The organism is Streptomyces sp. NPDC004327 (assembly GCF_042873935.1).
Lineage (GTDB): Bacteria > Actinomycetota > Actinomycetes > Streptomycetales > Streptomycetaceae > Streptomyces.
Genome location: NZ_JBIAME010000002.1, coordinates 308,379 through 333,805, shown reverse-complemented (window position 1 = coordinate 333,805; position 25,427 = coordinate 308,379). Strand labels below are relative to the sequence as shown.

Here is a 25,427-nt window from a genome sequence, read left to right as displayed (position 1 = left end):
CCGGCCCCGACCTCTGTCCCTGCCCCGGCCCGCCGCGCTTTCAGGGCCGCACCGGCACCGTGATCGCCCGCGGCACCGTGATCGCCATCGACAGGCCGCCGCCCGGCGTGTCCTCGGCGGTCAGGGTGCCGCCCATCGCCTCGACGAAGCCGCGGGCAACGGCGAGGCCGAGGCCGACGCCCGCGCCGCGCGGAGCGTCGCCGTAGCGCTGGAAGGCGCCGAAGATGCGGTCCTTGGCCTCGTCGGGGACGCCGGGGCCGCGGTCGACGACGCGGAGTTCGACGCGGTCGGCGAAGGCGCCCGCCTTGACGAGGACGGGCATGCCGGGCGGGCTGTACTTGACGGCGTTCTCGACGATGTTGGCGACGGCCCGCTCCAGGAGGCCGCGGTCGACGGCGACCATCGGGAGGGTCTCGGGGATGTCGAGGTCGACGCTGCCTTCGGGGACGCCGCCGAGGGCCATGGGGACGACCTCGTCGAGGTCGGTCTCGCGGATGACGGGCGTGACCGTGCCGGTCTCCAGGCGGGACATGTCGAGGAGGTTGCCGACGAGGTGGTCGAGGCGGTCGGCGCCGTCCTCGATGCCCTCCAGGAGCAGCGCCTTGTCGTCCTCGGTCCACTGCACGTCGTCCGAACGCAGGGACGAGACCGACGCCTTGATGCCGGCGAGCGGAGTGCGCAGGTCGTGGCTGACGGCGGCGAGCAGGGACGTACGGATCTTGTTGCCCTCGGCGAGCCGGCGGGCCTCCTCGGCCTCGTCGACGAGCCGCTGGCGGTCCAGGACGACGGCGGCCTGCGCGGCGAAGGCGCCGAGCACGCGCCGGTCCTCGGCGGGCAGCACGCGGCCGGTGAGGGCCAGCGCGAGACGGTCGCTGACGGGCATGCCGACGTCGGCGTCCTCCGGCCGGGCGACCGGGGCGGCGGCGCCGACGCTCGCCGTACAGCTCCAGGGTTCCAGGTCGCCGGCCCGTTCGAGGAGGGCGACGGACTCCATGGAGAAGGTCTCGCGGACCCGTTCGAGCAGCGAGTCGAGTCCGGTCTCGCCGCGCAGCACGCTGCCGGCGAGGAAGGACAGGGTCTCGGCCTCGGCGCGCAGCCGGGCGGCCTGGTGGGTGCGGCGGGCGGCGAGGTCCACGACCGAGGCGACGGATATGGCCACGCCGACGAAGATCAGCAGTGCGACCATGTTCTCCGGGTCGGCGATGGTCAGCTGTCCGGTCGGCGGCGTGAAGTAGTAGTTCAGTACGAGGGAGCCGACGGCCGCGGAGACGAGCGCCGGCAGCAGCCCGCCGAGCAGGGCGGCCGCGACCGTCAGCGACAGGAAGAGCAGCATGTCGTTGGCGAGGCCCATGTCCGGGGCCAGCCGGCCGAGCAGCAGGGCCAGCGGGACCGGGCCGACCACGCCGACCAGCCAGCCCCACACGATCCGGGCCCGGCCGAGCAGCCGGCCCGCGCGGGCGACCGGCAGGCCCCGGCCCTTGGCCATCGCGTCGTGCGTGACGATGTGGACGTCGAGGTCCGGGCCGGACTCGCGGGCGACGGTGGCGCTGACGCCGGGGCTGAGCACCGACTGCCAGGAGCGGCGGCGGGAGACGCCGAGCACGATCTGCGTGGCGTTCACGCCGCGCGCGAAGGACAGCAGCCCGGCCGGGACGTCGTCGCCGACGACGTGGTGGAAGGTGCCGCCGAGGTCCTCGACGAGGGTGCGCTGGACGGCGAGTTCCTTCGGCGAGGCGGCGGTGAGGCCGTCACTGCGGGAGATGTAGACGGCGAGCACCTCACCACCGGCGCCCTTCTCGGCGAGCCGGACCGCGCGCCGTATCAGGGTGCGGCCTTCCGGGCCGCCGGTGAGGCCGACGACGATCCGCTCGCGGGAGGCCCAGATCTTCGAGACCCGGTGCTCGGTCCGGTACTCCTGGAGGTACTCGTCGACCCGGTCCGCCGTCCACAGCAGCGCCAGCTCCCGCAGCGCGGTCAGGTTGCCCGGGCGGAAGTAGTTGGACAGGGCCGCGTCGACCTTGTCGGGCTGGTAGACGTTCCCGTGCGCCATGCGCCGCCGCAGCGCCTGCGGCGACATGTCGACCAGCTCTATCTGGTCGGCGCGGCGGACGACCTCGTCCGGCACCGTCTCCCGCTGCCGCACACCCGTGATCGACTCGACGACGTCGCCGAGCGACTCCAGGTGCTGGATGTTGACGGTCGAGACGACGTCGATCCCGGCGGCGAGCAGCTCCTCCACGTCCTGCCAGCGCTTGGCGTTGCGCGAGCCGGGCACGTTGGTGTGCGGGAGTTCGTCGACGAGCGCGACGGCCGGCCTGCGGGCGAGCACGGCGTCGAGGTCCATCTCGGGGAAGGCGGTGCCCCGGTACTCGATCTGCTTGCGCGGTACGACCTCCAGGCCGTGCAGCATCACCTCCGTGCGCGGCCGGCCGTGGTGCTCGACGAACGCGACCACGCAGTCCGTACCTCGCTCGACCCTCCGGTGGCCCTCGGAGAGCATCGCGTACGTCTTGCCGACGCCGGGCGCCGAGCCGAGGTAGATCCGGAGCTTGCCTCGCCTAGCCATGGGCGGGTCCCGTCGTCTCGTCGGCCCCAGCGGGCTCGAATCGGTAGCCCATGCCGGACTCGGTGATCAGGTATCGCGGGTGGGAGGGGTCCGGTTCGAGTTTGCGCCGCAACTGGGCCATGTAGACGCGCAGGTAGTTGGTGTTGCCTCGGTAACCCGCGCCCCAGACCTCCTCCAGGAGCCGGCGCTGGGCGACGAGGCGGCCGGGGTTGCGGACCAGGATGTCGAGCAGGTGCCACTCGGTCGGGGTGAGCCGGACGTCCCGGCCCTCGCGCCGGACCTTGCGGGCCACCAGGTCGACGGTGAAGTGCGCGGTGTCGACGGCGGTGACCTCGGTTCCGGGGACGGCCTCGCGGCGCCGGGCGGCGGCGCGCAGCCGGGCGAGCAGCTCGTCCATGCTGAACGGCTTGGTCATGTAGTCGTCGGCGCCGACGTCGAGGGCGTGCACCTTCTCCTCGGAGGCGGTACGGGCGGACAGCACCAGGATCGGCACCCGCGTCCAGCCGCGCAGCCCCGCGATGACGTCGATGCCGTCCATGTCGGGCAGCCCGAGGTCGAGCACGACGACGTCCGGCCGGCGGTCGGCGGCCAGGCGCAGCGCGGTGGCCCCGTCGGGCGCGGCGTCGACCTCGTACGTACGCGCCTGGAGGTTGATGACCAGCGCCCGCGCGAGCTGCGGGTCGTCCTCCACGACCAGTACCCGGGTCATCTGCGTGCCGCCTTTCTGTCGTTGCGTCTCATGGCCGACGGGCCCGGGAGCGTGTCCCGGGCCCGTGGCCTGCTGTGTGGTCGACGGCACCGCTCAGCTCTTGGCCGGGGTGTCCGAGACGAGCGCCTTCAGCGCGATGTTGAGCTGCAGGACGTTGACCCGGGGCTCGCCGATGAAGCCGAGGATCCGGCCGTCGGTGTGGCCGGCGACCAGCTCGTCGACCTGGGCCACGGTGAGGTGGTTCAGGGCGGCGATCCGGTGGACCTGGAGCCTGGCGTACTCCGGGGAGATGTGCGGGTCGAGGCCGGAGCCGGAGGAGGTGACGGCGTCGGCGGGCACGTCGGACGGCTTCACCGTGAAGTCGGCGGTGGAGTTGTCCTTGATCACGGCCGCCTTGGCGTCGGTGACCCACTTGATCAGGTCGGCGTTGTCGGCGGAGCGGTTCGTCGCACCCGAGAGGATGATCTTGTACTGGGTGTTGACGGAGTTGCTGCCGAGGCCGTTCGACGGGCGCGGCTGGAACCACTTGAGGTCCGCGCTCGCCGTCTCCTCGCCGTTCTTCAGGGGCAGGTGGTAGGTCTGGCCGATGAGTTCGGAGCCGACGACCCTGCCGCTCGCGTCCTTGATCTCCGAGCCGTTGGCCTTGTCGTGGAACAGGCCCTGGGCGATCCCGGTGACGGCTAGCGGGTAGAGCACGCCGAGCACGACCGTGAGGACGAGGAGGGCACGCAGGCCCGCCCAGAGCAACCGCCCCGCGTTTCCTACGGAGTTGTTCATGTCAGCCGATTCCGGGGATGAGGGAGAGGAGCAGGTCGATGATCTTGATGCCGATGAACGGGGCGATCAGGCCGCCGAGTCCGTAGAGCCCGAGGTTGCGGCGGAGCATCTTGTCGGCGCTGGTGGGCCGGTAGCGCACGCCCTTCAGGGCGAGCGGCACGAGGGCGATGATGATCAGCGCGTTGAAGATGACCGCGGAGAGGATCGCGGACTCCGGCGAGGACAGCGCCATGATGTTGAGCTTGTCCAGGCCCGGGTAGGCGACCGCGAACATCGCGGGGATGATCGCGAAGTACTTCGCGACGTCGTTGGCGATGGAGAAGGTCGTCAGCGCGCCCCGGGTGATGAGGAGCTGCTTGCCGATCTCGACGATCTCGATGAGCTTGGTCGGGTTGGAGTCGAGGTCGACCATGTTGCCGGCCTCCTTCGCGGCCGACGTACCCGTGTTCATCGCCACGCCGACATCCGCCTGGGCGAGCGCAGGTGCGTCGTTCGTGCCGTCGCCCGTCATCGCCACGAGCTTGCCGCCGGCCTGCTCGCGCTTGATGAGGGCCATCTTGTCCTCGGGGGTGGCCTCGGCGAGGAAGTCGTCGACACCCGCCTCCTCGGCGATGGCCTTGGCGGTCAGCGGGTTGTCACCCGTGATCATGATCGTCTTGATGCCCATGCGGCGCAGCTCGTCGAACCGCTCCCGCATGCCCTCCTTGACGACGTCCTTCAGGTGGATGACACCCAGGACACGCGCGCCCTCGTCATCCTCCACAGCCACCAGGAGCGGCGTGCCACCAGCCTGGGAAATGGCGTCGGTGACGTCCTGGGCGTCCTTGGCGACCTCTCCACCGTGTTCCTTCACCCAGGCCACGACCGAACCGGCCGCGCCCTTGCGGACCTTCCGCCCATCGACGTCCACGCCGGACATCCGGGTCTGCGCGGTGAACGCGATCCACTCGGCGTCCGCCAGCTCGCCCTGGTGGCGCTCGCGCAGCCCGTACTTCTCCTTGGCGAGGACGACGATCGAGCGGCCCTCGGGCGTCTCGTCGGCCAGCGAGGAGAGCTGGGCGGCGTCGGCGACCTCCGCCTCGGTCGTACCGCGTACGGGCACGAACTCGGCGGCCTGGCGGTTGCCGAGGGTGATCGTGCCGGTCTTGTCGAGGAGCAGCGTCGACACGTCGCCGGCGGCCTCGACGGCGCGGCCGGACATCGCGAGGACGTTGCGCTGGACCAGGCGGTCCATGCCGGCGATGCCGATCGCGGAGAGCAGCGCGCCGATGGTGGTCGGGATGAGGCAGACCAGCAGGGCGGTCAGCACGATCATCGAGGTCTGCTTGTCGGCGCCCGCGTAGATCGCGAAGGGCTTCAGGGTGACGACGGCGAGCAGGAAGACGATGGTGAGGGACGCCAGCAGGATGTTGAGGGCGATCTCGTTGGGCGTCTTCTGCCGGGCGGCGCCCTCGACCAGGTTGATCATGCGGTCGATGAAGGTCTCGCCGGGCTTCGTCGTGATCTTGATGACGACGCGGTCGGACAGCACCTTCGTACCGCCGGTGACGGCCGAGCGGTCGCCGCCGGACTCGCGGATGACCGGAGCGGACTCGCCGGTGATCGCCGACTCGTCGACCGAGGCGACGCCCTCGACGACGTCACCGTCGCCGGGGATGACGTCGCCGGCCTCGCAGACGACGAGGTCGCCGATCTTCAGCTCGGTGCCGGGGACCCGCTCCTCGCCGCCGTCCGTCACCAGGCGGCGGGCGACGGTGTCGGTCTTGGCCTTGCGCAGGGTGTCGGCCTGGGCCTTGCCGCGGCCCTCGGCCACGGCCTCCGCGAGGTTGGCGAAGACGGTGGTCAGCCACAGCCAGGCGGTGATCGCCCAGCCGAACCAGTCGCCCGGGTTCCTGATCGCGAGGACGGTCGTGACCACCGAACCGACGAGAACCACGAACATGACCGGCGACTTGACCATCACGCGCGGGTCGAGCTTGCGCAGCGCGTCCGGCAGCGACTTCAGCAGCTGCGCGGGGTCGAACAGGCCCGCGCCGACCCGTCCTGCGTCGGCTTCCTGGTGCGGAGGCCGGGGCGCGTCCTCATGAGGAGCGCGCGTGGGTGTGAGGGTGCTCATGCTGCCAGCCCTTCGGCGAGCGGACCCAGCGCCAGGGCCGGGAAGTAGGTGAGACCGGTGATGATCATGATCGTGCCGACGAGCAGGCCGGTGAAGAGCGGCTTCTCGGTGCGCAGGGTGCCCGCGGTCTCGGGTACGGGTGCCTGCTCGGCGAGCGAGCCGGCGAGCGCGAGCACGAACACCATGGGCAGGAAGCGGCCGAGCAGCATCGCGATGCCGATCGTCGTGTTGAACCACGGGGTGTCGGCGTTCAGGCCGGCGAAGGCGGAGCCGTTGTTGTTGGCGCCGGAGGTATAGGCGTACAGGATCTCGGAGAAGCCGTGCGCGCCGGTGTTCGTCATGGAGTCGGCGGGCGTGGGCAGCGCCATCGCGAGGGCGGTGAAGGTCAGGACGAGCGCCGGGGTGACGAGGATGTAGCAGGCCGCGTACTTGATCTCGCGGGTGCCGATCTTCTTGCCGAGGTACTCGGGGGTGCGGCCGACCATCAGACCGGCGATGAAGACGGCGATGATCGCCATGATCAGCATGCCGTAGAGGCCGGAGCCGGTGCCTCCGGGCGCGATCTCGCCGAGCTGCATGCCGAGCATCGCGATGCCGCCGCCGAAGCCGGTGAAGGAGGAGTGGAAGGAGTTGACCGCGCCGGTCGAGGTCAGCGTGGTGGCCACGGCGAAGATCGACGAGCCGCCGACGCCGAAGCGGGTCTCCTTGCCCTCCATGGCGCCGCCCGCGATGTCGAAGGCGGGGCCCGGATGGGCGAACTCGGTCCACATCATCAGCGCGGTGAAACCGAGCCAGATGACGCCCATGGTCGCGAGGATCGCGTAGCCCTGCTTGATCGAGCCGACCATGCGGCCGAAGGTGCGGGTGAGCGCGAACGGGATGACCAGGATCAGGTAGATCTCGAAGAGGTTGGAGAGCCCGTTGGGATTCTCGAAGGGGTGGGCCGAGTTGGCGTTGAAGTAGCCGCCGCCGTTGGTGCCCAGCTCCTTGATGACCTCCTGCGAGGCGACCGCGCCGCCGTTCCACTGCTGCGAGCCGCCCGTGAACTGGCCGACCTCGTGGATCCCGGAGAAGTTCTGGATCGCACCGCAGGCGACCAGGACGATCGCGCCGACGACGGAGATCGGCAGCAGAATGCGGATCGAGCCGCGGACCAGGTCGGCCCAGAAGTTGCCGAGCTCACCGGTACGCGACCGGGCGAAGCCGCGCACGAGGGCGACCGCCACGGCGATCCCGACCGCCGCCGAGACGAAGTTCTGCACCGCGAGGCCGCCGGTCTGCACGACGTGGCCCATGGCCTGCTCGCCGGAGTACGACTGCCAGTTGGTGTTGGCGACGAAGGACGCGGCGGTGTTGAACGCCTGGTCCGGGTCGATCGACACGAAGCCGAGCGAGCCGGGCAGGGAGCCCTGGACGCGCTGGAGGAGGTAGAGGAAGAGGACGCTCACGACGGAGAAGGCGAGCACCCCGCGCAGGTACGCGGGCCAGCGCATCTCGGTGTCGGGATGGGCGCCGATGGCCTTGTAGATCCACTTCTCGGCCCTGAGGTGCTTCTCCGAGGAGTAGACCCGCGCCATGTACTCGCCCAGCGGCTTGTACGACAGGCCGAGGGCGACGATCAGCGCCAGGAGCTGGAGGACACCGGCAAGTACGGGACTCATGTCGGGGCTCAGAACCTCTCCGGCTTGACGAGGGCGAGGACGAGGTACCCGAGCAGGGCGACGGCGACGACGAGGCCGACGATGTTCTCAGCGGTCACAGTTTCGCCACCCCCTTGGCGATGAAGGCCACCAGCGCGAAGATCGCGAGCGTGGTGACCACGAAGGCCACGTCGGCCATCGTGAGCTCCTGACAGAGAGAGCGGAATTTCCTGACGTGACGAGAAAACCGCGTTCCGGCCAGGTCACCGCCGCTGTTGACGGGGCCCTAACGCCGTTGACGGTCGTCTTGACGCGTCCTCTACGCCGGTTTCGGACAGGAGCGTTCCCCCGAGGCCACGCCGGGCCCGGCCGGCGGACGTCAGGCGCGCGTGCGGTCGGCACCGCCCTGTCGCGCCTGTCGCGAAGACGCCCGTCGGGCAGGCGTCGGGGCAGGCGTCAGGCGGGCGTCAAGGTTGCCGCTCACGGCGTCAGCGGTTCGTCAGGGCCGGTGACGCCGCCCCGGTGCGGGCCTAGCGTCCCTTGTATGAAGCCCGTGAAGGTCCCTCCCGGTCTCGGCGACCGCGAACCCCCCGACACCGCCCCCGACACCGCCCGCGACACCACCTGGGCTGGCGAGGCCCGCGCCGCCGCCGGCTGCGCGACAGCGCTGCTCGCCGCCCTGCTCGTCGTGGACGCGGTCGACGGCGGTACGGAGGCCTGGCGCGTGGTGCTGTGGATCGCGCTCGCCGTGCTGCTCTTCATGATCCTGCTCCCGGCCCGGGTCAGCGCCGCGCCGGGCCGGCTCAGCGTGCGCGGGCTGTGGTCCCGGCAGACGGTCCACACCGAACGGCTCGTGTCCGTGCGCTGGTCCAACGGCGTGGCGCAGCGGCTGGTGCTGCGCGACAAGGACGGCGGACGGGCCGAGCTCGACCCGCAGGTCCTCATCGACAACCCGCCCCTGTGGCGGCTCGTCGACTCCGCCGCCCGCACGTCCCTGCGGGACGGCACGCTGCTGTGCGGCCAGACCGCGCTGCACCAGATGCAGCGCCGCATCGACCGGGAGACGGCGCGGCTCGTGTTCCGCGCCTCCGGCCTCTGAGCTCCGAGCGCTGCACGTACGCAAGCGGCGCCGCCCCTCCCCCTGGGCGGCGCCGCTTTCGTGCGTCCGCGGGCGTCAGACGCGGAACCGCAGCCGGCACACCGCCGCGTCCGTGTCCCGCCGCACCGCGTGGGCGACGACCGCGCCGCGCTGGTTCTGCAGGAGGCGCTGCCAGAGCCGTTCCGGTTCGGCCTCCGGGATGAGGACGGTGACGCGGCTGTCCGGCCGGGCGGCGGCCAGTTCCCGTACATTGGCGGTGATCGGGCGGCCGAGCGAGCGGCGGGCCGAGGTGAGGCGGATCAGCGGGACGCCCGGGTTCCACAGGGCCCAGTCGCGTTCCAGCGCCTCGGTCTGGGCGCGGTCCTCGGGATCGGGGTGGCAGACGGTGAGCGCGCGGACCTCGTCGCCGAGGGAGACGGCGGCGGTCAGGGCCTCACTGGTCACGCGGGTGAGGGAGGAGACGGGCACCAGGACCACCGAGTGGGCGCGGTGCGGCGGTTCGGGGACGCGGCCGACGCCGAGGCGCTCGCCGATCCGGCCGTACGCCCGGTGCACGCCCTCGAAGAGGAGCACGAGCAGCGGCAGGGCGATCACGATCAGCCAGGCGCCGTCGTGGAACTTGGTGGCGGTGACGACGACCGCCGAGACGCCGGTGAGGACCGCGCCGAGGCCGCCCCGCAGCGCCTTGCCCCACTGCCGGGTGGCCTTCCAGTGCAGCACCATGCCGGTCTGCGCGAGCGTGAAGCCGACGAAGACGCCGATCGCGAAGAGCGGGACGAGGGTGTTGGTGTCACCGCCGGAGAAGACCAGCAGTGCGGCCGAGACGACGGCGAGCCAGACCACGCCGTGCCGGTGCACCTGGCGGTCGGCCTTGAGGCCGAAGACGTGCGGCACGAAGTCGTCGCGCGCCAGCAGCTTGAGGAGGACGGGCAGGCCGCCGAAGGAGGTGTTCGCGGAGAGCGCGAGCAGCACCATGGTGGCGAACTGGACGACGTAGAACATCCAGTTGTGACCGAAGGAGGCGTCGGCGAGCTGGGCGAGGACGGTGACGCCCTCGACCGGCTGGAGGCCGAAGCGCGAGATGAGGACCGACAGGCCGATCAGCATGACGCCGAGCAGCGCGCCGAGCGCGACCTCGGCGCGCTGGGCGCGGCGGGCGGCCGGGGCGCGGAAGGACGGGACGGCGTTGGCGATCGCCTCGACGCCGGTGAGCGCGGAGCAGCCGGAGGCGAACGCCTTGAGCAGCAGCAGCGCACCGACCGTCGTGGCGTTTGCGGCGAGGACGGAGGCGTGTCCGGCGGAGGCGGCGGTGGAGACCGGCGCGTCCCGGAAGAGGCCGACGGCCACTATGGCGAGGATCGCGCCGACGAAGACGGCCGTCGGCACGAGGAACGCGCGGGCCGAGTCGACGATGCCGCGCAGGTTCACGGCCGTGATGAGCACGAGGACGCCGAGGCAGACCGGCAGCCGGGCGTCGTGGAGCCCGGGGAAGGCGGAGGTGAGGGCGGCGACGCCGGCGGTGACGGCGACGGCCACGTTGAGCACGTAGTCGAGGACGAGCGAGGCCGCGGCGACCAGGCCGGCGCGCCGCCCCAGGTGCGTCTTGGCGACCGCGTACGAGCCGCCGCCGTCCGGGAAGGCCGCGATGACCTGCCGGTATGAGGCGACGAGCACGGCCAGCAGGCCCGCGATGGCGAGCGTGACCGGCAGCGTGAAGCCGAGCCCGTGCGCGCCGGCCGCGGCCAGGACGAGCACGATGGCCTCGGGGCCGTACGCGACGGACGCCATCGCGTCGAGCGAGAGGGCGGCGAGGCCCTGGAGCGCGGTGAGCCGGTGCCGCGCGCCGGGATCGGGATCCGGAGCGTCAGGAGGCTCCTGCACACCCTGTGCGGCGGTGCTCGCCTCGGTCTCGACAGCCATCTCCGGGTCCCTTTCGCTCCGGGTCCTTGCAGCGTCCCTGCAGGTCTGCCCCAGAGTGCGGCCCGTTTCCGGCTGCCCGGTGCGGTCCTCCCGCGCTCTTGACGCCGATGACCTCCCTCTTGACGGGATCCTGACGCGGCAGGCGACCTACGCTGCACGGGTGACGATCGAGCTGACGCTGCTGCCGACCGTGGCCTTCCGAGGCGAGCCCCTGACCGCGCCCCGGCTGCGCGGGCTCGTGGCCCTGCTCGCCGGGGAGTTGCGCGCCGGGTGCTCCACCGGGCGGATCGTGGCCGGGCTGTGGCCGGACGAGCAGCCGGAGCATCCGGTGAAGGCGGTGCAGATCCTGGTCTCACGGGCCCGGGCGCGGCTCGGCGCCGAGGTGATCGTCTCCACGCCGACCGGCTACCGGCTCGGGCTCGCCGAGGAACAGGTGGACGCGGCGGCGCTGCGGCTGCGGGCCGCCGCGAGCGCGGAGCGGGCGCGGGCCGGCGACCACGCGGGCGCCCTGGCGGCGGCGGTGGCGGGGCTCGCGCTGTGGGACGGGCCGGGGGCGGAGGGGCCGTCCGGCCCCGCGGACGATCCGCTGACCGCGCTGCGGGCGGAGCTCTCCCCCGTGCGCGGCGCGCTGGTACGGGCCCGTGCGCTGGCCCTGGCCCGTACCGGAAGCCACGCGGAGGCGCGGCCACGACTGGCGGCGCTCGTACGGGAGTTCCCGCGCGACGAGGAGCTGCTGCTCGCGCTCGTCCGCTGTGAGACGGCCACCGCGGGCCGGGCCGCCGCCCTCACCACGTACGACCGCTACCGGCGCCGGCTGCGCGACGAACTCGGCGCGGACCCGGGCCCGGAGCTGCGCACCCTCCACCAGGAGCTGCTGCGCGAGGAGACACCGGTGGTGCGGCACGGGGTGCCGCACGAACCGAACCGGCTCCTGGGCCGCGCCGGCGACGTGGCCAGGGTCCTGGGGCTCGTCGCCTCCTCCCGCGTCACCTCGGTCGTCGGGCCCGGCGGCCTCGGCAAGACGCGGCTCGCGGCCGCCGTCGCCCGGGCCGCCGAGCAGCCCGTGGTGCACATGGTGGAGCTCGCGGGCGTGACCCGGGACGCGGACGTGGCGGGCGAGGTCGCCGCGTCCCTCAAGGTCATCGCCACCCCGGCCGCCGCCTCCCCGTCGGCCGCCGCCTCCCCGTCGGCCGCCGACATCGGCGCCGCCCTCGGGCCCGGCCCGGCGCTGCTCGTGCTCGACAACTGCGAGCAGGTGGTGGCCGGCGTCGCCGAACTCGTCCGGGCCCTGGTCGCCACCCGTCGCGAACTGCGCGTCCTCACCACGAGCCGCACGCCGCTCGGCCTGTCCTCGGAGTCGGTGCACCTGCTGCCCGAACTGGACCCTGCGACCACCGTCGAGCTGTTCACGCAGCGCGCCCGGGCCGCCCGGCCGGACGTGGAGCTGCCGGAGCGGGCCGTGGCGGCCCTGTGCCGGCGGCTCGACGGGCTGCCGCTGGCCACGGAACTGGCCGCGGCCCGGGTGCGGGTGCTCTCCGTGGCGGAGATCGACCGGCGGCTCGGGGACCGCTTCGCGCTGCTGCGCGGCGGCAGCCGGGACGCGCCGCAGCGCCACCGCACCCTGCACGCGGTCGTCGACTGGAGCTGGAACCTGCTCACCCCGGACGGGCGGGCCGCCCTCCGCACGCTCTCCGTCTTCCCTGGCGGCTTCACCGCCGAGGCCGCCGCACAGGTCCTGGGCGGCGATCCGCTCGACGCCCTCGACCTGCTCCAGGACCTGGTCGACCAGTCCCTCCTCAGGGTCACCGACACGCAGGCGGGCGCGCGCTTCCGCATGCTGGAGACGGTACGGGAGTTCAGCGCCGCCCACCGCACGGCGGCCGGCGAGGACGCGGCGACCGAGCGCCGCTTCACCACCTGGGCCCGCGACTTCGGCCTCGCCCACCACGACGGGCCCCTCGGCCCGGACGCCCACACCGCGTGGCACCGCATCCGCGCGGAGCAGGACAACCTGCTGCGGGCGCTGAGGATCGCGCTCGGTGAAGGGGCGGGCGCGCGGGAGGACGTGGGCCCGGACGCGGACGCCGGCACGGGCGAGCGGATCACCGACCGGCCGACCGTCGTCGCCGTCGCCGCCGTGCTCGGCAGCCAGTGGACCACCGAGGCGAATTACACCCGTCTCGTCGCCCTCGCCGCCGACACCGGGCACGTCCTGTCCCATTACCGTCCCGAGCCGCCGTACGTCGAGCCGGCCCGCACCCTCGCCGTCCTCGTCACGGTCAACGCCTTCCTCGGCGTCGGCACGGGCGTGCCCCGCGCGATGGCCGCCCTGCGCCGACTGCCCCCGCCCGCGCCCGCGTCCTCTCCCACGGGGCTCGTCGGCGCCCTCGCGACCGTCCTGAACGCCATGCCCGGCATCCTCGGCCCGGACCGCACCGCGCTCGAAGGGCTCTGCGCGAGCGAGGAGCCGCTGCTCGCCGGGGTCGCCGAGGCCGTGGCCGGCTACCTGTGGGAGAGCGAGGCGGAGCCGGAGCGGGCGATCGCCGCGGCCCGGCGGACGCTGGCGTGCTTCGAGGGGAGCGCGATCCCCTGGCTGTCGCTGATGGGCCGGTCCCGGATGAGCGAGCTGTGCCTGAACACCGAGCGCGGCGCCGAGGCGCTGGTCCACATGGAGCGGGCCATGCGGGTCATGGACGGTCTCGGCGACTGGCCGGACCTGATGGGCCTGCGCTGGGGCATGATGCTCGCCTCGCTGCAGACCGCCGACTGGGACGCGGCCGAGCGGTGGCTGGACCTGGCGGTGCGGCACCGGCCGGAGGAGGCCGTCGACCTGCTCACGCCCGACCTGGGCGCGCGGGCCGAGATCGCCCTGGGCCGGGGCGACACCGAGACGGGCCTGGCCCTGTGGCGGCGGGCCCTGCGCTCCCTGGAGGGCGCGCAGGTGCCGGCGGCCGGCGGCGCGGCGGAATTCGAGAGCTGGGCGCTGGAGATCCGGGCCGTCACCGTCGCGGCCCATGCCCAGCACGGCCGGCTCGACCTCGTCGAGGAGGAGCTCGCCGCCCTCCCGGACCGGATCTGCGCCCTCCTCTCCCGCCCGGCCGCCCCGGCGCAGCTGCTCCTGGTCGGCTTCCCGGCCTGCGGCGCGCTGCTGCTCGCGCTCGGGTACGCGGACCTGGCGCGGGGCCGTACGGGCCGGGGCGTGCGGCTGCTCGCGCTCGCCGACCGGTTCCGGTGTCTGCGCGGCTTCCAGCCGACGATGTCGTCCGCCCGCTCGCGGCGCGCGGCCGAGGACGCCGACCCGGCGGCGTACACCGGCGCGGTGGCGGAGTACGCCGCCCTGGACCCGGACCAACTGGCCCGGGTGGCACGCGACGTGGTGCGGGAGGAGCCGGTCACAGCCTGACCGGCAGGCTCACCAGGTGGAAGCCGTCGGCCGGCCAGTGCCCGAACTCCAGCTCCTCGCGGCCGACCGCGAGGCGGAGCGAGGAGCGCCGCACGAAGAGCCGGTCGAGGACGACGGAGGTGACGAGCCGGCCGAGGGCGGCGCCGATGCAGTAGTGGGCGCCGTGACCGAAGGCCAGGTGGCCGTCCCCCCGGCCGAACTCGCGCCCGATGTCGAGGAGGTCGGCGGACGCGCCGTACTCGGCGGTGTCCCGGTCGGCGGCGAGCAGGCTCACCGTCACCGCCTCGCCGCGGACGAGCCGGGTTCCGGCGAAGTCGAAGTCCTCGGTGGCGTAGAGCGTGGCTCCGATGCGGACGAGGGTGATGTGGCGAAGGAGTTCGGGCACGGCCCGCCCCAGCAGCTCCGGCTCGGCGTGCAGCCGGGCGGCCTGCTCGGGGTGGTCGAGCAGGGCGAGGGCGCCGTGCGCGAGGAAGAGGGCCGGCGGGGTGATGCCGGTGTTGATCAGCAGGAAGACGATGCCGACCAGCTCGTCGTCGCTCAGGCCGTCCTCGTCGGCCTGAGCGCCCTGGACGAGGGCGGAGATCAGGTCCTCGGCCGGCTCGGCCCGGCGCCGGGCGACGAGGTCCCTGCAGTACTCGACGATCCCGGCGAGCGCCTCGCCCATCCGGCTGCCGTCGCCGTAGGCGAAGTCCCGGATGAGGCCGCAGACCTGGTCGCGGTCCCTCTCGTCGACGCCGATCAGCTCACAGATGACGTGCGCGCTGAGCGGGTACGCGAACTCCTGGAGCAGATCGATCCGGCCGTCGTCCCGTGCGGCCGTGGCGAGCAGCTCGTCGGCCTTCGCCTCCACGAAGGCGCGCAGGGCGGCGATCCGGCGGGCGGTGAAGGCCCGGGTGAGCGGGGCGCGGCGGCGGGCGTGCTCGGGCCCGTCGAAGAGGGCGAGATGGCCGGAGAAGTACTTCACGTACTCGGCGGGCAGTCCAGAGGCGGCGGCCTCCATCAACTCGTCCTGCGCGTCGCCCTCCTGGTCCACCGGGCCGAGCACGGCGCCGCGGTCGCGGACCAGCCGGGGCTCGGCCAGGGCCGCCTTGACGTCCGCGTACCGGGTGACCAGCCGGACCGGGGTCCGCAGCCCGGGCAGCACGACCCGGGCGAGGCCGGGCTGTTCACGCAGGGCGGCGTAGCCGGGGGCGGTGGCCTCGACCTGCTCGGGGGTGAGGTGAAGGGTGCCGTTCGCTGTCGTCGTCATGCCCCGAAGCGTGGGGGCGGCCGGTTTCCGTGCGGCTTCGGCGCGGTTTCAGGACCGGCGGCGCGATGTCCGCGGCGGAAACCCGCACGCCGGGAACGTGCTCAGAAGCCCTTCGCCAGCTCCACGCCGAGCCAGACCGCGCCGAGCCCGGCCGCGGTGCTGCCGAGGACGTTCGCGGCGGCGTAGGCGCGGGCCCCGCCCTCGTACAGCTTCAGGGTCTCGAAGGAGAAGGTGGAGTACGTGGTGAGGGCGCCGCACAGGCCGGTGCCGAGGAGCAGTCCGATCCTGGCCGAGGCCACGCCGGTCAGCAGGCCCAGGACGAGCGAGCCCACGACGTTGACGACGAACGTGCCCCAGGGGAAGACGGAGTCGTGACAGGCCTGGACGGCGCGGTCCGTGAGGTAGCGCAGGGGCGCGCCGAGGGAGGCGCCCACGACGACGAGCAGCCAGTTCACGCGGGCGGCTCCGGCGCGGAGTCGGTGGCGGTGGCGGTGCCGGTGGCGTCATCGGCATCAGTGACCGTGGCCGTGCCTGTGCCGGTGCCTGTGCCGGTGCCTGTGCCGGTGCCTGTGCCGGTGGCGGCGTCCGAAGCGGCGGGGGTGTGCGCGGCCGGTGCCTGAGGTCCGTACCGTACGACCTCGCAGTCGTCGAGCAGCACCAGGCCGCCGTCCGTGAGCAGCTCCTCCAGCTCGGGCAGGAAGGCGCTGACCCGCTCCTCGGTGTCCACGATCAGGACCGCGACCGGCAGGTCCTCGGTGAGCGAGAGCAGCCGGGTGGTGTGGACGAGCGCGGAGGAGCCGAAGCCCTCGATGCCGCGGAAGACGGAGGCGCCGGCGAGCCCGGCGGCGTGCGCCCGGTGCACGATCTCGCTGTAGAGCGGGCGGTGGTGCCAGGTGTCGGTCTCGCCGACGACGATCGTCACGCGGAGCGCGCGGCCCGTGAGCCGCCGGTGTGCGGTCATGCCGTCCTCCTGGCGCGTACGGCGGCCCGGGTGGCGAGCACGGCCGCCGCCACTGCGGCGAACGCGGTGAGCGCGGTGGCCGCGAGGTAGAGCATGCCGCGGGCGGCGTCGCCGGCGGCGAGCAGCCGCTGGGTGTCGAGGGAGTAGGTCGAGAATGTCGTGAAACCGCCGCAGATCCCGGTGCCGAGGAAGGGGCGCAGGAGCGGGTGCGGCGGGGTGACGGTCTCGGTGGCCAGGACCATGATGACGCCGAGGGCCGCGCAGCCGACCGCGTTGACGGTCAGGATCGTCCAGGGGAAGGCGCCGGCGGGAGTGGGCCAGACGAGCGTCGCGGCGTAGCGGGCCACGGCGCCGAGGGCGCCGCCCGCGGCGACCACCCCGACGACCGGCAGCTGCGCGCGGAATCCCATGGGGCCAGGTTAGTCGTCGGCGTGAGCGGACGGATCGCCGCCCGCGACAGCGGGGACGGGGACGGCGGCGCGCCCGCGTTACCGGCCGGTCTACCGGCGCGTACGGAATCCCTCCGTACGGCCCGCGGGCCACGGAAGAGGCAAGGCGCACAGGCGCGGGCCCCGGCCTGGGGCATTAACCGGAGCCCGGCCCGTGCTGCCTCGACCCGATCGTCCGGCGGGGCGTCGCACCGGTCAAAGCCCGGTCGGCGAGTCTGTCAGATCCCCCCGGAGGGTATGGCGGTGGTCCGGCCACCATCGAGGAGCCCAGACGGGTGCCGTGTACACCTCGTGTCGCGGGCCGCGACAGGCGACGGTGGAGGGGCAGCTGGAGGGAGCTGCGCAATCCGTAGGGCAGGAGTGTCGTGAGTACATCCGTCACCACAAGGTTCAGAACCGTCACCGCGCATCGGGAGCTCCGGGGGGAGCTTCGGGACACGGCCGACGACGACGTGTACGGCGAACTCTGCGCCGCGCTCTTCTCCGGCTTCCCGCGCCGTGACCAGCGGCTGAAGGCGGAGCAGTACCTGCGCGGACTGCTCACCGCGCAGGGCCGCAAGTCGATCCGCAACATCGCGGCGCAGATCGGCGGTCCGGCGGCCGAGCAGAGCCTGCACCACTTCATCTCCAGCTCGACCTGGGACTGGCGGCCGATGCGGGCCGAGCTCGCGCGCTATCTGCAGCGGCACGGCTCCCCGCAGGCGTGGGTGGTGCGGCCGATGCCGATACCGAAGGCCGGCCAGCACTCGGTCGGCGTCGACCGGCGCTTCGACCCCGAGCAGGGCCAGGTGTTCCGCGGCCAGCAGGCCTTCGGCGTGTGGTTCGCCGGCGAGGAGACCAGCGTTCCGGTCAACTGGCGGCTGTTCCTGCCCGATCCGTGGGTGAAGGACCCGATGCGCCGGGACCGCGCCGAGGTGCCGGAGGGCGCCGGCGAGGAGACCCTGGAGGAGTGCGCGGTCAACGCGGCCCTGGACACGGCCCGCTGGCCGGACGTCGCCCGCAAGCCGCTGCTGCTCGACATCCGCGGCGGCGCCGGGCGGGCCGCCCTGCACCGCCTCGCGCTCGCCGGCGTGCCCGTGGTCGCCCGGATCGGCGCGAACACCCGGCTGACCGTCGCCGACCGCTCGCTGCCCGGCTTCGGCTCCGGGCCGCTCACCGCCCTGCAGATCCTGGAGTCGCTCAAGGGCCTGCGCCGCCCGGTGAGCTGGGTGGACTCGGCGGCCGGGGTGCGCAGCTCGCGCACCTCGCTCGCCACCGCCGTCCGCGTCACCCTGCCCGTACCGCCCGGCGAGCGGCAGCGTCCGCTGCTCCTGCTCGGCGAGTGGGACGACCCGCGGCGCTCCCCGGCCCGGCTGTGGATCACCGACCTGACGGGTTCGGCGGTCGGCCCGCTGCTGCGGCTGACCAAGCTGTCGCGGCGGGTGGAGCGGGACTTCCGCCAGGTCGGCGAGGGCGCGGGGCTGCGGGACTTCGTGGGGCGCTCGTTCCGCGGCTGGCACCGGCACATCACGCTGGCCTCGGCCGCCCACGCGGCGACCGTCCTCGGGAACGACCGGATCGCGCCGTACTGCGAGGTCCAGGCCCGCTCGGCGGGCTGAGACCGGCAGGCGGCACACGGGCCGGGGCCCGGGAGTTGGGGCTCCCGGGCCTCGTACACACGTCGTGCGACTCAGGCCCCCGGGCCTCGTACGCGCGCCGTGGGCGTCAGGCTCCCGGGCCCCGTACCCACGTCGCGGGCGTCAGGCTCCCCGGCCTCGTACACGTCGCGCGCGTCAGGCCCCCGGGCGGTCGGCGCAGGCCGGGCCGGCCGTCGGGCGCTGCTCGGCGAGGGCGGCGCGGCGGCGGGCGAGGACGTCCTTGGTGCGCTGGAGGCGGAGCGCCAGCTGGACCTCCAGGACCTGGCCGGGCTTCTGCCACTCAGGGCCGAGGAGTTCGCCGATCCGCTCCAGGCGGCGCGAGACGGTGTTCGGGTGGACGTGCAGCGCCTCGGCCGCGTTGGTGGGGCTGCCGCCGGACGCGAAGTACGCCTCCAGGGTGCGGACGAGATCGGTGTCGCGCTCGGCGTCGTAGTCCAGTACGGGTCCGACCGCCGACTCGACGAAGCCGTCGACGTCGTGGTGGTCCGACAGGAGCAGGCCGAGGAAGCCCAGGTCCTCGGCCGACGCCGCCGCGCCCGCGCCGCCGAGCGCGCTCATCGCGTCCAGGCAGCGCATGGCCTCCTGGAAGAGCCGGCCGACGCCGTCCGGGCTCCAGCCGGGACCGGCCGCACCCACCGACACCGGGTGGCCGAGCAGCGGGGCCAGCTCGCCGGCGACGGCCTTGGCGGCGGCCGACGCGTCCACGCCGGGCAGCAGCAGGACGACGCTGCCGCCCTGCACGGTCTTCAGACCGGACATCCGGTACGCGTACGAGGACGCCCACACCACGGCCCGGCCCTGCTCGCCGCCCTCGGGGCGGGCGACCACGACGACGTGCGGTTTGCGCAGGTCGATGCCGAGGCGCCGGGCGCGCTGGGCTATCTGCTGCGGGGCGTGCTGCGGTTCGGCGAGCAGGTCGTCGAGCAGCTCGTCGCGGACCGGGCCCTCGGCGACGGCCGTGGAGCGCTGCATCAGGATCAGCAGGGCGACGGACTGCGCGGCCAGTTCGAGCAGCCGCTCGTCCTCGCCGCTGAGCGCGGTGGCCGCGCGCACGACGAGCACGCCGAGGTCCTCGGAGCCGGCGATGACGGGCGCGATCCAGGTGCGCGGGCCCTGCTGCGGCTGCCGGGTGCGGCCGAGGCCCCACCGGGCGTACGGGGCGAGGTCGTCGATGCCGAGCTCGTCGTCCAGATCCAGGTCCCGGTCCAGGTCCAGGTCGCCGTCGTCGTCGGGGTCGAAGTCGAGGTCCCGGCCCGGGCCCTGGCCGGGGTCCGGCGCCGGATCCTCCGGGCCGCCGCCGACGAGCACCGGGCGGCGGCTCGCGTGGGCGTCGAGGGACGCCTTGGCGACGACGTCCTCGTCGAGTTCGGCTATCTCGCCGGTGGAGGCGAGGGTGCGGCCGCCGGGGTCGCGGATCAGGACGCAGGCGTCGAGCGCGTCCCCGGTCGCCTTGGCGACGCCGAGCAGGTCGCCACCGGCCAGGATCAGGTTCATGATCCGGCCGTGCGCCTCGCCGAGGTGGCGCATGCGGGTGAGCGCGGTGCGGACGCGGGAGCTGTCCCGCTCCAGCTCGGTGACCTCGGCGCGGGTCTGGTCGAGGAGCCCGGCCTTCTCGGTGGCGACGGCGGCCAGGTCGGCGAGCGAGCTGATCAGCCCGACCTCGCCGGGGCTGTAGCGGCGGACCCGGCGGTCGGCCCCGTAGAGCAGTCCGATGACGGTGTCGCCGGCCCGCAGCGGCACCGCGACGACGGCCCGCATCCCCTCGTCCCGGACGAGCTGGTCGAGGCCGCCGACGTGCGGAAAGCGCTGGTCCTTCAGGTAGTCCTCGGTCCAGACGGGCTCGCCGGTCAGCTGGGCGAGCCCGCTGAGTCCGCCGCCGAGCCGGCCGTCGCCGTCACCGTCGAGGGCAGCGGCCCAGTCCGCCGGGTCGCGGCGGCTGTCGCTGCCCTCGGAGGCGTGGATGACCCGGACGCCGTGCGCGTCGCCGCGCAGGGTGAGGCAGGCCAGATCCAGTTCGAGCACCCGCTTGGCCCGGCGCAGGACGGTCCGCAGCAGTCCTTCGAGGTCGTACGGGAGGGTCAGGTCGCGCGCGGTGTCGGAGAGCGCGTCGAGGCCGATCTCGCAGCGCTCGCGGCGGGCGACCACACGGGCGACGCCGTCCGCGAGCTGCACGGCCCGCTCCAGCCGGGCCCGCTCGGCGGGCGGCACGCCGGCGGCGTCGGCCTGGTCGAGGAGCTCGGAGAACCGCTCGGGCGCGTCGCGCCGGGCCAGCATCTCCAGGACGGCGAGCGCGTCCACGCCCGCGACCGGGCCCCCGCCCCCGTCCGCGTCTGCGCCGTGGTTGGTCATGCTTCAACTCCCGCTGCTGAGCAGAACCGGGTGACGCGATGGAAACCCGTACCGCTGGCCGAAACTGAATCCGCCATGGATGACGGTCAACGGTGGGATAGCCCGCTTCATTCCCGTTCGATCCTGTGCCGCACCCGGCTCGCCCCCACCCGGCGCGCCCTGTCTTCCCGCGCCCTGACGGCAGGTCATGGACGGTCGGGGCAGGTCGGGTCGGTGCGTCAGGCGGTGACGCCGGCCGGAACGACCGGGGCCGCCGGGGCGCCGCCGCGCAGCCGGGGCTGCGCCGGGACCCGGGGCAGCACCGTGTCCCGTACGGAGAGCAGCGAGCGGTGCAGCCGGCGCAGCCGCGCCGAGGGCGTCCGGCCGCCGTCGCGCTGGAGCACCAGGCACAGCCGGCGGTAGACCTCCAGGGCGTCGTCGGTGCGGCCCGAGCGCAGCAGGGCGACCATGAAGTGGGCGTTGAGTGCCTCGCTCAGCGGGTACTGGGCGGCGTGCATGGCGAGTTCGGGCACCATCTCGGCGTGCCGGCCGAGGCCGAGCTGGGCCTCGGCCCACTGGTCGAGCACGCTCAGCCGGGAGGCTTCGAGGCGCTCGACCTCGGCGCGCAGCCGGGGGCCGGAGGCGACTCCGGCGTACGGTTCGCCGCGCCAGAGCGCGAGGGCCTCGCCGAGCCGGAGCGCGGCGCGCGGCAGATCGCCGGCCTCCATGGCCCGGTAGCCGGCGCCGGCCGCGCGCTCGAACTGCCAGACGTCGTGGGAGCCGCCGCCGGTGTCGAGCCGGTAGCCGCCGGTCTCGGCGGCGAGCACGGTCTCCGGCGTGCGCCCGTCCTCGCTGGTGCGGCCCTCGGGCAGCCCGGGGGCGAGCAGGGAGCGCAGTCCGAGCACATGCGCGTGGAGTTCGGCGCGGGCGCCGCGCGGGGCACCGGACGGCCAGAGTTCCTCCATGAGGACGGAGACCGGCACGATCTGGTCGGCGGACGCGGCGAGCAGGGCGAGCAGTTGGCGCGGCGCGGCCGCGGCAGGGCTGAGCGACACCCCGTTCTCGCGTACCGAAAGCCCCCCCAGGATTCGGACGTCCACCCTTGCCCCCTCAGCGTCTGCGCACACGCGCAACGGATGCTCCCCCCGGGGACGATTAGAAAAGAGACCGGGATGCATGTCAATAAGAAACCGCCTGGTACGGAATCGCTGCACCCTCCGACCTGAAAGATTGCCCTCTTTGGGGTGATTCACCCACATCAAGGCGGCATCAAGATCCAGGGAAACGTACCGGCGAGGGCGGCAACTGGACGCGCGGGTATGCTTTGTGGACCGTTTTCAGGCCCCGTTCACGTCCGGTCCAGGCCCTCTTCGAGGCCCAGCGCGCGGGCGCCGCGGCCCGGCTCCAGGTCGAGTGCGGTCAGGACGGCGGGGACGACGACGCTGGGCAGTAAGTGGTGGTAGAGCACCGAGGCCCAGCGCTCCATCGAGGACCGGTCGCCCTCCAGCGTGAAGGTCATCAGATTGAGCCCGGCGTACGCGGCGACCACCAGGCCGGCCACCTCCGCGGGATCGACGTGCGGCAGCAGCTCGCCGCGCTCCTTGGCGGCGGTGAGCAGCCCCAGGTTGATCTCGGTCCACTCGCGGTAGGGGCCGCTGCGGTCGAGCTCGTGCCCGCCCTGGTCGAGGGTGAGCCGCACGCTGCCGCTCAGCACCCGGTCCCTCGTGAGCCGGTGCGCGAACACCATGCCGACGTCCACGAACTCCTGCACCTTGGAGATCTGCGGAGGCGCCGTGGGCACGACCGCCACCTGGGCGTCGATCACCGCGTGCGCGAGGTCTTCCTTGGAGTCGAAGTGGAAGTAGAGCGCGCCCTTGGTCACCTGGGCGCGAGCGAGTATGTCGGAGAGCTTCGCCGACTCGTAGCCCCGCTCGTCGAAGACGGCGGCCGCCGCCTCCAGGATCGCCTTGCGGGTACGGATCGCACGATCCTGCTTCGCCATGGGGAGTCCGTCCCTCTCATCGCCCGAACCTCGCCCGCATCTCGCCCGAACCGGCATCCCGGTGGCCGAGAAAACAAACCTGGGGGTATCTGTTTTCTGGCGACTGGAAGATACCCGAAGCCCTGTCGGTCGTGAACACGCGACATCGGCCACCCGCCGAACCACGGCTCCGACCAGCGCCTTTGACGACGGAACCGGTCATCAGAACGTCAGGTCGAACATCAGGTCCGTACCCGCTCTCCCCACCGCCTCACCCACCGCGACGAAAAAACCGACGACCCGGTTGACTCGCTTTCAAGAAACCGCCGACGTCGTCGACAGCACCGCGGAGGCGGTGAGCAGCCCGAAGGAGGCGAGGATCAGCAGCGTCCGGACGAGGTGGAGCGCGTTCCACCGCTTCTCGAACGCGGCCCGCGCCTGCGCCGCCGGCGTCCCCGCCTCCTCGGAGGCCGCGAGGGCGGTGTTGAGCGGGACGTTGCCGCCGACCGTGACGAGGTGGTTGGCCACCGCCGTCACGAGCCCGGCCAGGACCAGCCACTTCTGGGTGCCGGTCCGCCCGTCGACGGGGACGAACAGGGCCGCCGCCGGGAAGGCGACCACCCCGAGGAAGACGAGCAGGAAGACGGGCCGCGGCACGTACTCGTTGATCCGCCGCATGACGGTGACGAACTCCTCGTCGGTCAGCCGGGCGAGCGCGGGCATGATGCCGGTCCGGAAGACCAGCAGGAAACCCGCGTAGAGACCGGTGGAGACGACGGCGAGGGCGAGCAACAGGGCGGCCATGGCCACATGATGACCGATGACCGCCCGCCGCGGGCAGGGCCCGGCGCCGGTCGGCGTACGGTTCGTAGCCGCCGCTCAGCCCGTCCGCCCGCCGGATCGACTCGGCCGGCTCGCGCACCGAGCCGGAGTGCACGCGCCCGGCGAGGACGTCGGCCTGCCGGATCGACGACTGCCCGGCGCGGGCCGTGCGCCGCGTCAGTCGGCGTACGGGTCGGAGCCGCCGGCGAGGGCGCCGGCCTGCCGGATCGCCTCGGCCAGTTCGCGTACGGAGGCGGAGTGGGCGCGCTCGGCGAGCGAGTCGGCCCGGGCGGCGAGGCGGGAGAGCGGCGGCGAGCCGGGCAGCCGCCCGCCACCGGCCGTATGTGCCGGCCCTTCGGCATGTGCCGGCCCTTCGGTGCGGAGCCGGTCGGCGAAGTAGGCGGCGAGGGCGGTGAGTTGCAGGCTGTCGTGGCCGTCGCCCCAGATCGGCGCGGCGGTCAGGGCGGCCGTGCCGACGGTGCCGGAGCGCTCGTGCGGGGCGCGGGTGGCCGGGTCGAGCCAGCGGACCGTGGCCGTGGCGACCCGCCCGCTCCGCCCGGGCCTCAGCTTCACCGCGTACAGCGCCGTCACCGTGTGCCCGGCGCCGACCTCGCCGCCGTCGACCCGGTCGTCGCGGAAGTCCTGGGCGGCGACCTTGCGGTCCTCGTACCCGATGAGCCGCTGGCTCTCCACCGTCCGGTCGTCGAAGACGACCTGCGCCTTGGCGTCACGCGCGCGTAGCTCGATGTGGGCGGGCAGTTGGTCGACGAAGACCTTGCGGGCCTGTTCGGAGGTGGAGACGTACGTGGTGTGGCCGTCGCCCTTGTCGGCGAGCCGCTCCATGAACGCGTCCCCGTATTCGCTGCCGACGCCGACCCCGAAGAGCGTGATCCCGTACCGGCGGCGCTCGGTGTCGACGCGCTCCAGGATGCCGGCGGCGTCGGTGTCACCGGTGTTGGCGAGGGCGTCGGAGAGCAGCACGACCCGGTTGGTGGCGCCCTTGCGGCGGCCTTCGACGGCGGCGTCGTATCCGGTACGGACGCCGGCCTCGACGTTCGTCGACCCGGCGATCTCCAGGGCGTCGACGGCCTCGCGCAGCCGGTCGCGGTTGCCGCCGAGCCGTGTCATCGGCAGCCGCGTCTCCGCCTCCGTGCTGAACGTCACCAGCGCGACGGAGTCGTCGTCCCGCAGCCGGTCCGCGAGCAGCCGCAGCGACTCCTTGACCAGGTCGAGCCGCCCCGGCTCACCCATCGAACCGGAGACGTCGACGACGAACGTCAGCGCGGCGGGCGGCCTTTCCCCCTCACTGGGCCGGGTCGCCAGCCCGACCCGCAGCAGCGACCAGCCGGCCGCGTCGGAGCGGGCGCCGTCGAGCGTGACGCTGAATCCGTTGTCGCCCGGACGGGGGTAATCGGGCTTGAAGCTGTTGACGAACTCCTCGGGCCGCACGGAGCCGGGCTCGGGCAGCCGGCCCTCGGCGAGCGTGCGGCGGGCGTAGCCGTAGGAGGCGGTGTCGACGTCGAGGGCGAACGTGGAGGTCCGGCCGGGCTTCTGGGGTGCGGGCCGGCCGCTGTCGGGCCGGTCGGCCCGGCGCGAACCGTCGAAACCGCCGGAACCGCCGGAACCGCCACCTGACTGCCCGGAACATCCGGCGAGCAGCAACACGGCCGCGCACACGCCCGCGGCGAGTCTTCGCTTCATGACCATCTCCCCATCTCCGTCGCGGAGTTCGGCACTTGTGAATGTGACGTCCGAGGAGGCCGGAGGGAG

At 73.4% G+C, this 25,427-nt stretch carries 18 protein-coding genes and 1 pseudogene; 3 read left to right on the top strand and 16 right to left on the bottom strand.

Annotation, left to right across the window (positions count from 1 at the left end; translation table 11 throughout):
* Positions 1–40 precede the first annotated feature (40 nt).
* From ACFYU9_RS07555 to kdpF, 6 genes are all read right to left on the bottom strand, one after another.
* Entirely contained in the window at positions 41–2,566 is a 2,526-nt protein-coding gene (locus ACFYU9_RS07555) for an ATP-binding protein (RefSeq protein WP_389206294.1), read from the bottom strand.
* Positions 2,559–3,275, bottom strand: coding sequence for a response regulator (locus ACFYU9_RS07550; RefSeq protein WP_389206296.1), 717 nt, complete (start codon positions 3,273–3,275; stop codon positions 2,559–2,561). The genes ACFYU9_RS07555 and ACFYU9_RS07550 overlap by 8 nt, the downstream gene beginning before the upstream one ends.
* A gap of 93 nt (positions 3,276–3,368) precedes the next feature.
* Positions 3,369–4,052: a potassium-transporting ATPase subunit C gene (locus ACFYU9_RS07545; RefSeq protein ID WP_389343478.1), complete on the bottom strand. Its 684-nt coding sequence runs from the start codon at positions 4,050–4,052 to the stop codon at positions 3,369–3,371.
* A gap of 1 nt (position 4,053) precedes the next feature.
* Positions 4,054–6,168: a potassium-transporting ATPase subunit KdpB gene (gene kdpB / locus ACFYU9_RS07540; RefSeq protein WP_389206300.1), complete on the bottom strand. Its 2,115-nt coding sequence runs from the start codon at positions 6,166–6,168 to the stop codon at positions 4,054–4,056.
* Positions 6,165–7,829 carry a potassium-transporting ATPase subunit KdpA gene (gene kdpA, locus ACFYU9_RS07535; protein ID WP_389343475.1) on the bottom strand — a complete coding sequence of 555 codons (1,665 nt, stop codon included), beginning with the start codon at positions 7,827–7,829 and terminating at the stop codon, positions 6,165–6,167. The genes kdpB and kdpA overlap by 4 nt, the downstream gene beginning before the upstream one ends.
* Before the next feature lie 8 nt (positions 7,830–7,837).
* On the bottom strand, positions 7,838–7,927 hold the full coding sequence (kdpF, locus tag ACFYU9_RS07530) for a K(+)-transporting ATPase subunit F (RefSeq protein ID WP_018845955.1): 90 nt from the start codon (positions 7,925–7,927) through the stop codon (positions 7,838–7,840).
* Between the two features lie 425 nt (positions 7,928–8,352).
* On the opposite strand from kdpF, the gene ACFYU9_RS07525 reads away from it, so the two are divergent.
* Positions 8,353–8,907: a hypothetical protein gene (locus ACFYU9_RS07525; protein WP_389343471.1), complete on the top strand. Its 555-nt coding sequence runs from the start codon at positions 8,353–8,355 to the stop codon at positions 8,905–8,907.
* A 75-nt stretch (positions 8,908–8,982) separates the two neighbouring features.
* On the opposite strand, the gene ACFYU9_RS07520 is transcribed toward ACFYU9_RS07525, so the two are convergent.
* Positions 8,983–10,827: an APC family permease gene (locus ACFYU9_RS07520; protein ID WP_389343469.1), complete on the bottom strand. Its 1,845-nt coding sequence runs from the start codon at positions 10,825–10,827 to the stop codon at positions 8,983–8,985.
* Between the two features lie 160 nt (positions 10,828–10,987).
* Between ACFYU9_RS07520 and ACFYU9_RS07515 the strand changes: the two genes are divergently transcribed.
* Positions 10,988–14,230: an ATP-binding protein gene (locus tag ACFYU9_RS07515; RefSeq protein WP_389343467.1), complete on the top strand. Its 3,243-nt coding sequence runs from the start codon at positions 10,988–10,990 to the stop codon at positions 14,228–14,230.
* On the opposite strand, the gene ACFYU9_RS07510 is transcribed toward ACFYU9_RS07515, so the two are convergent.
* From ACFYU9_RS07510 to crcB (ACFYU9_RS07495), 4 genes and pseudogenes are all read right to left on the bottom strand, one after another.
* Positions 14,220–15,479, bottom strand: a complete 1,260-nt coding sequence (locus ACFYU9_RS07510) for a cytochrome P450 (protein ID WP_389343464.1) — start codon at positions 15,477–15,479, stop codon at positions 14,220–14,222. The genes ACFYU9_RS07515 and ACFYU9_RS07510 overlap by 11 nt on opposite strands.
* 101 nt (positions 15,480–15,580) lie before the next feature.
* Positions 15,581–15,934, bottom strand: a complete 354-nt coding sequence (gene crcB, locus ACFYU9_RS07505) for a fluoride efflux transporter CrcB (protein WP_389343461.1) — start codon at positions 15,932–15,934, stop codon at positions 15,581–15,583.
* A gap of 155 nt (positions 15,935–16,089) precedes the next feature.
* Positions 16,090–16,440 (bottom strand): annotated as a pseudogene (locus ACFYU9_RS07500) (DUF190 domain-containing protein); the annotation flags it as partial.
* Entirely contained in the window at positions 16,437–16,850 is a 414-nt protein-coding gene (crcB, locus tag ACFYU9_RS07495; protein WP_389343458.1) for a fluoride efflux transporter CrcB, read from the bottom strand. The gene crcB (ACFYU9_RS07495) and the pseudogene ACFYU9_RS07500, both read right to left, overlap by 4 nt.
* Positions 16,851–17,341: 491 nt before the next feature.
* On the opposite strand from crcB (ACFYU9_RS07495), the gene ACFYU9_RS07490 reads away from it, so the two are divergent.
* Positions 17,342–18,487, top strand: coding sequence for an IS701 family transposase (locus tag ACFYU9_RS07490; protein WP_389344132.1), 1,146 nt, complete (start codon positions 17,342–17,344; stop codon positions 18,485–18,487).
* Between the two features lie 174 nt (positions 18,488–18,661).
* Here ACFYU9_RS07490 and ACFYU9_RS07485 read toward each other — a convergent pair whose 3' ends face one another.
* The 5 genes from ACFYU9_RS07485 to ACFYU9_RS07465 form a co-directional block, all read right to left on the bottom strand.
* The gene (locus ACFYU9_RS07485; RefSeq protein WP_389343455.1) at positions 18,662–20,875 is read right to left on the bottom strand and encodes a helix-turn-helix domain-containing protein; all 2,214 of its coding nucleotides are present in this window, start codon (positions 20,873–20,875) and stop codon (positions 18,662–18,664) included.
* A 218-nt stretch (positions 20,876–21,093) separates the two neighbouring features.
* Positions 21,094–21,954, bottom strand: coding sequence for a BTAD domain-containing putative transcriptional regulator (locus ACFYU9_RS07480; protein ID WP_389206319.1), 861 nt, complete (start codon positions 21,952–21,954; stop codon positions 21,094–21,096).
* Between the two features lie 248 nt (positions 21,955–22,202).
* Positions 22,203–22,856, bottom strand: a complete 654-nt coding sequence (locus tag ACFYU9_RS07475; protein ID WP_389206321.1) for a ScbR family autoregulator-binding transcription factor — start codon at positions 22,854–22,856, stop codon at positions 22,203–22,205.
* Between the two features lie 294 nt (positions 22,857–23,150).
* Complete coding sequence (locus ACFYU9_RS07470; protein WP_389343452.1) at positions 23,151–23,639, bottom strand: DUF1772 domain-containing protein; 489 nt, start codon at positions 23,637–23,639, stop codon at positions 23,151–23,153.
* A gap of 195 nt (positions 23,640–23,834) precedes the next feature.
* A complete protein-coding gene (locus ACFYU9_RS07465) occupies positions 23,835–25,358 on the bottom strand; it encodes a von Willebrand factor type A domain-containing protein (RefSeq protein ID WP_389343449.1) in 1,524 nt (507 codons plus the stop codon).
* Between the last annotated feature and the right edge of the window lie 69 nt (positions 25,359–25,427).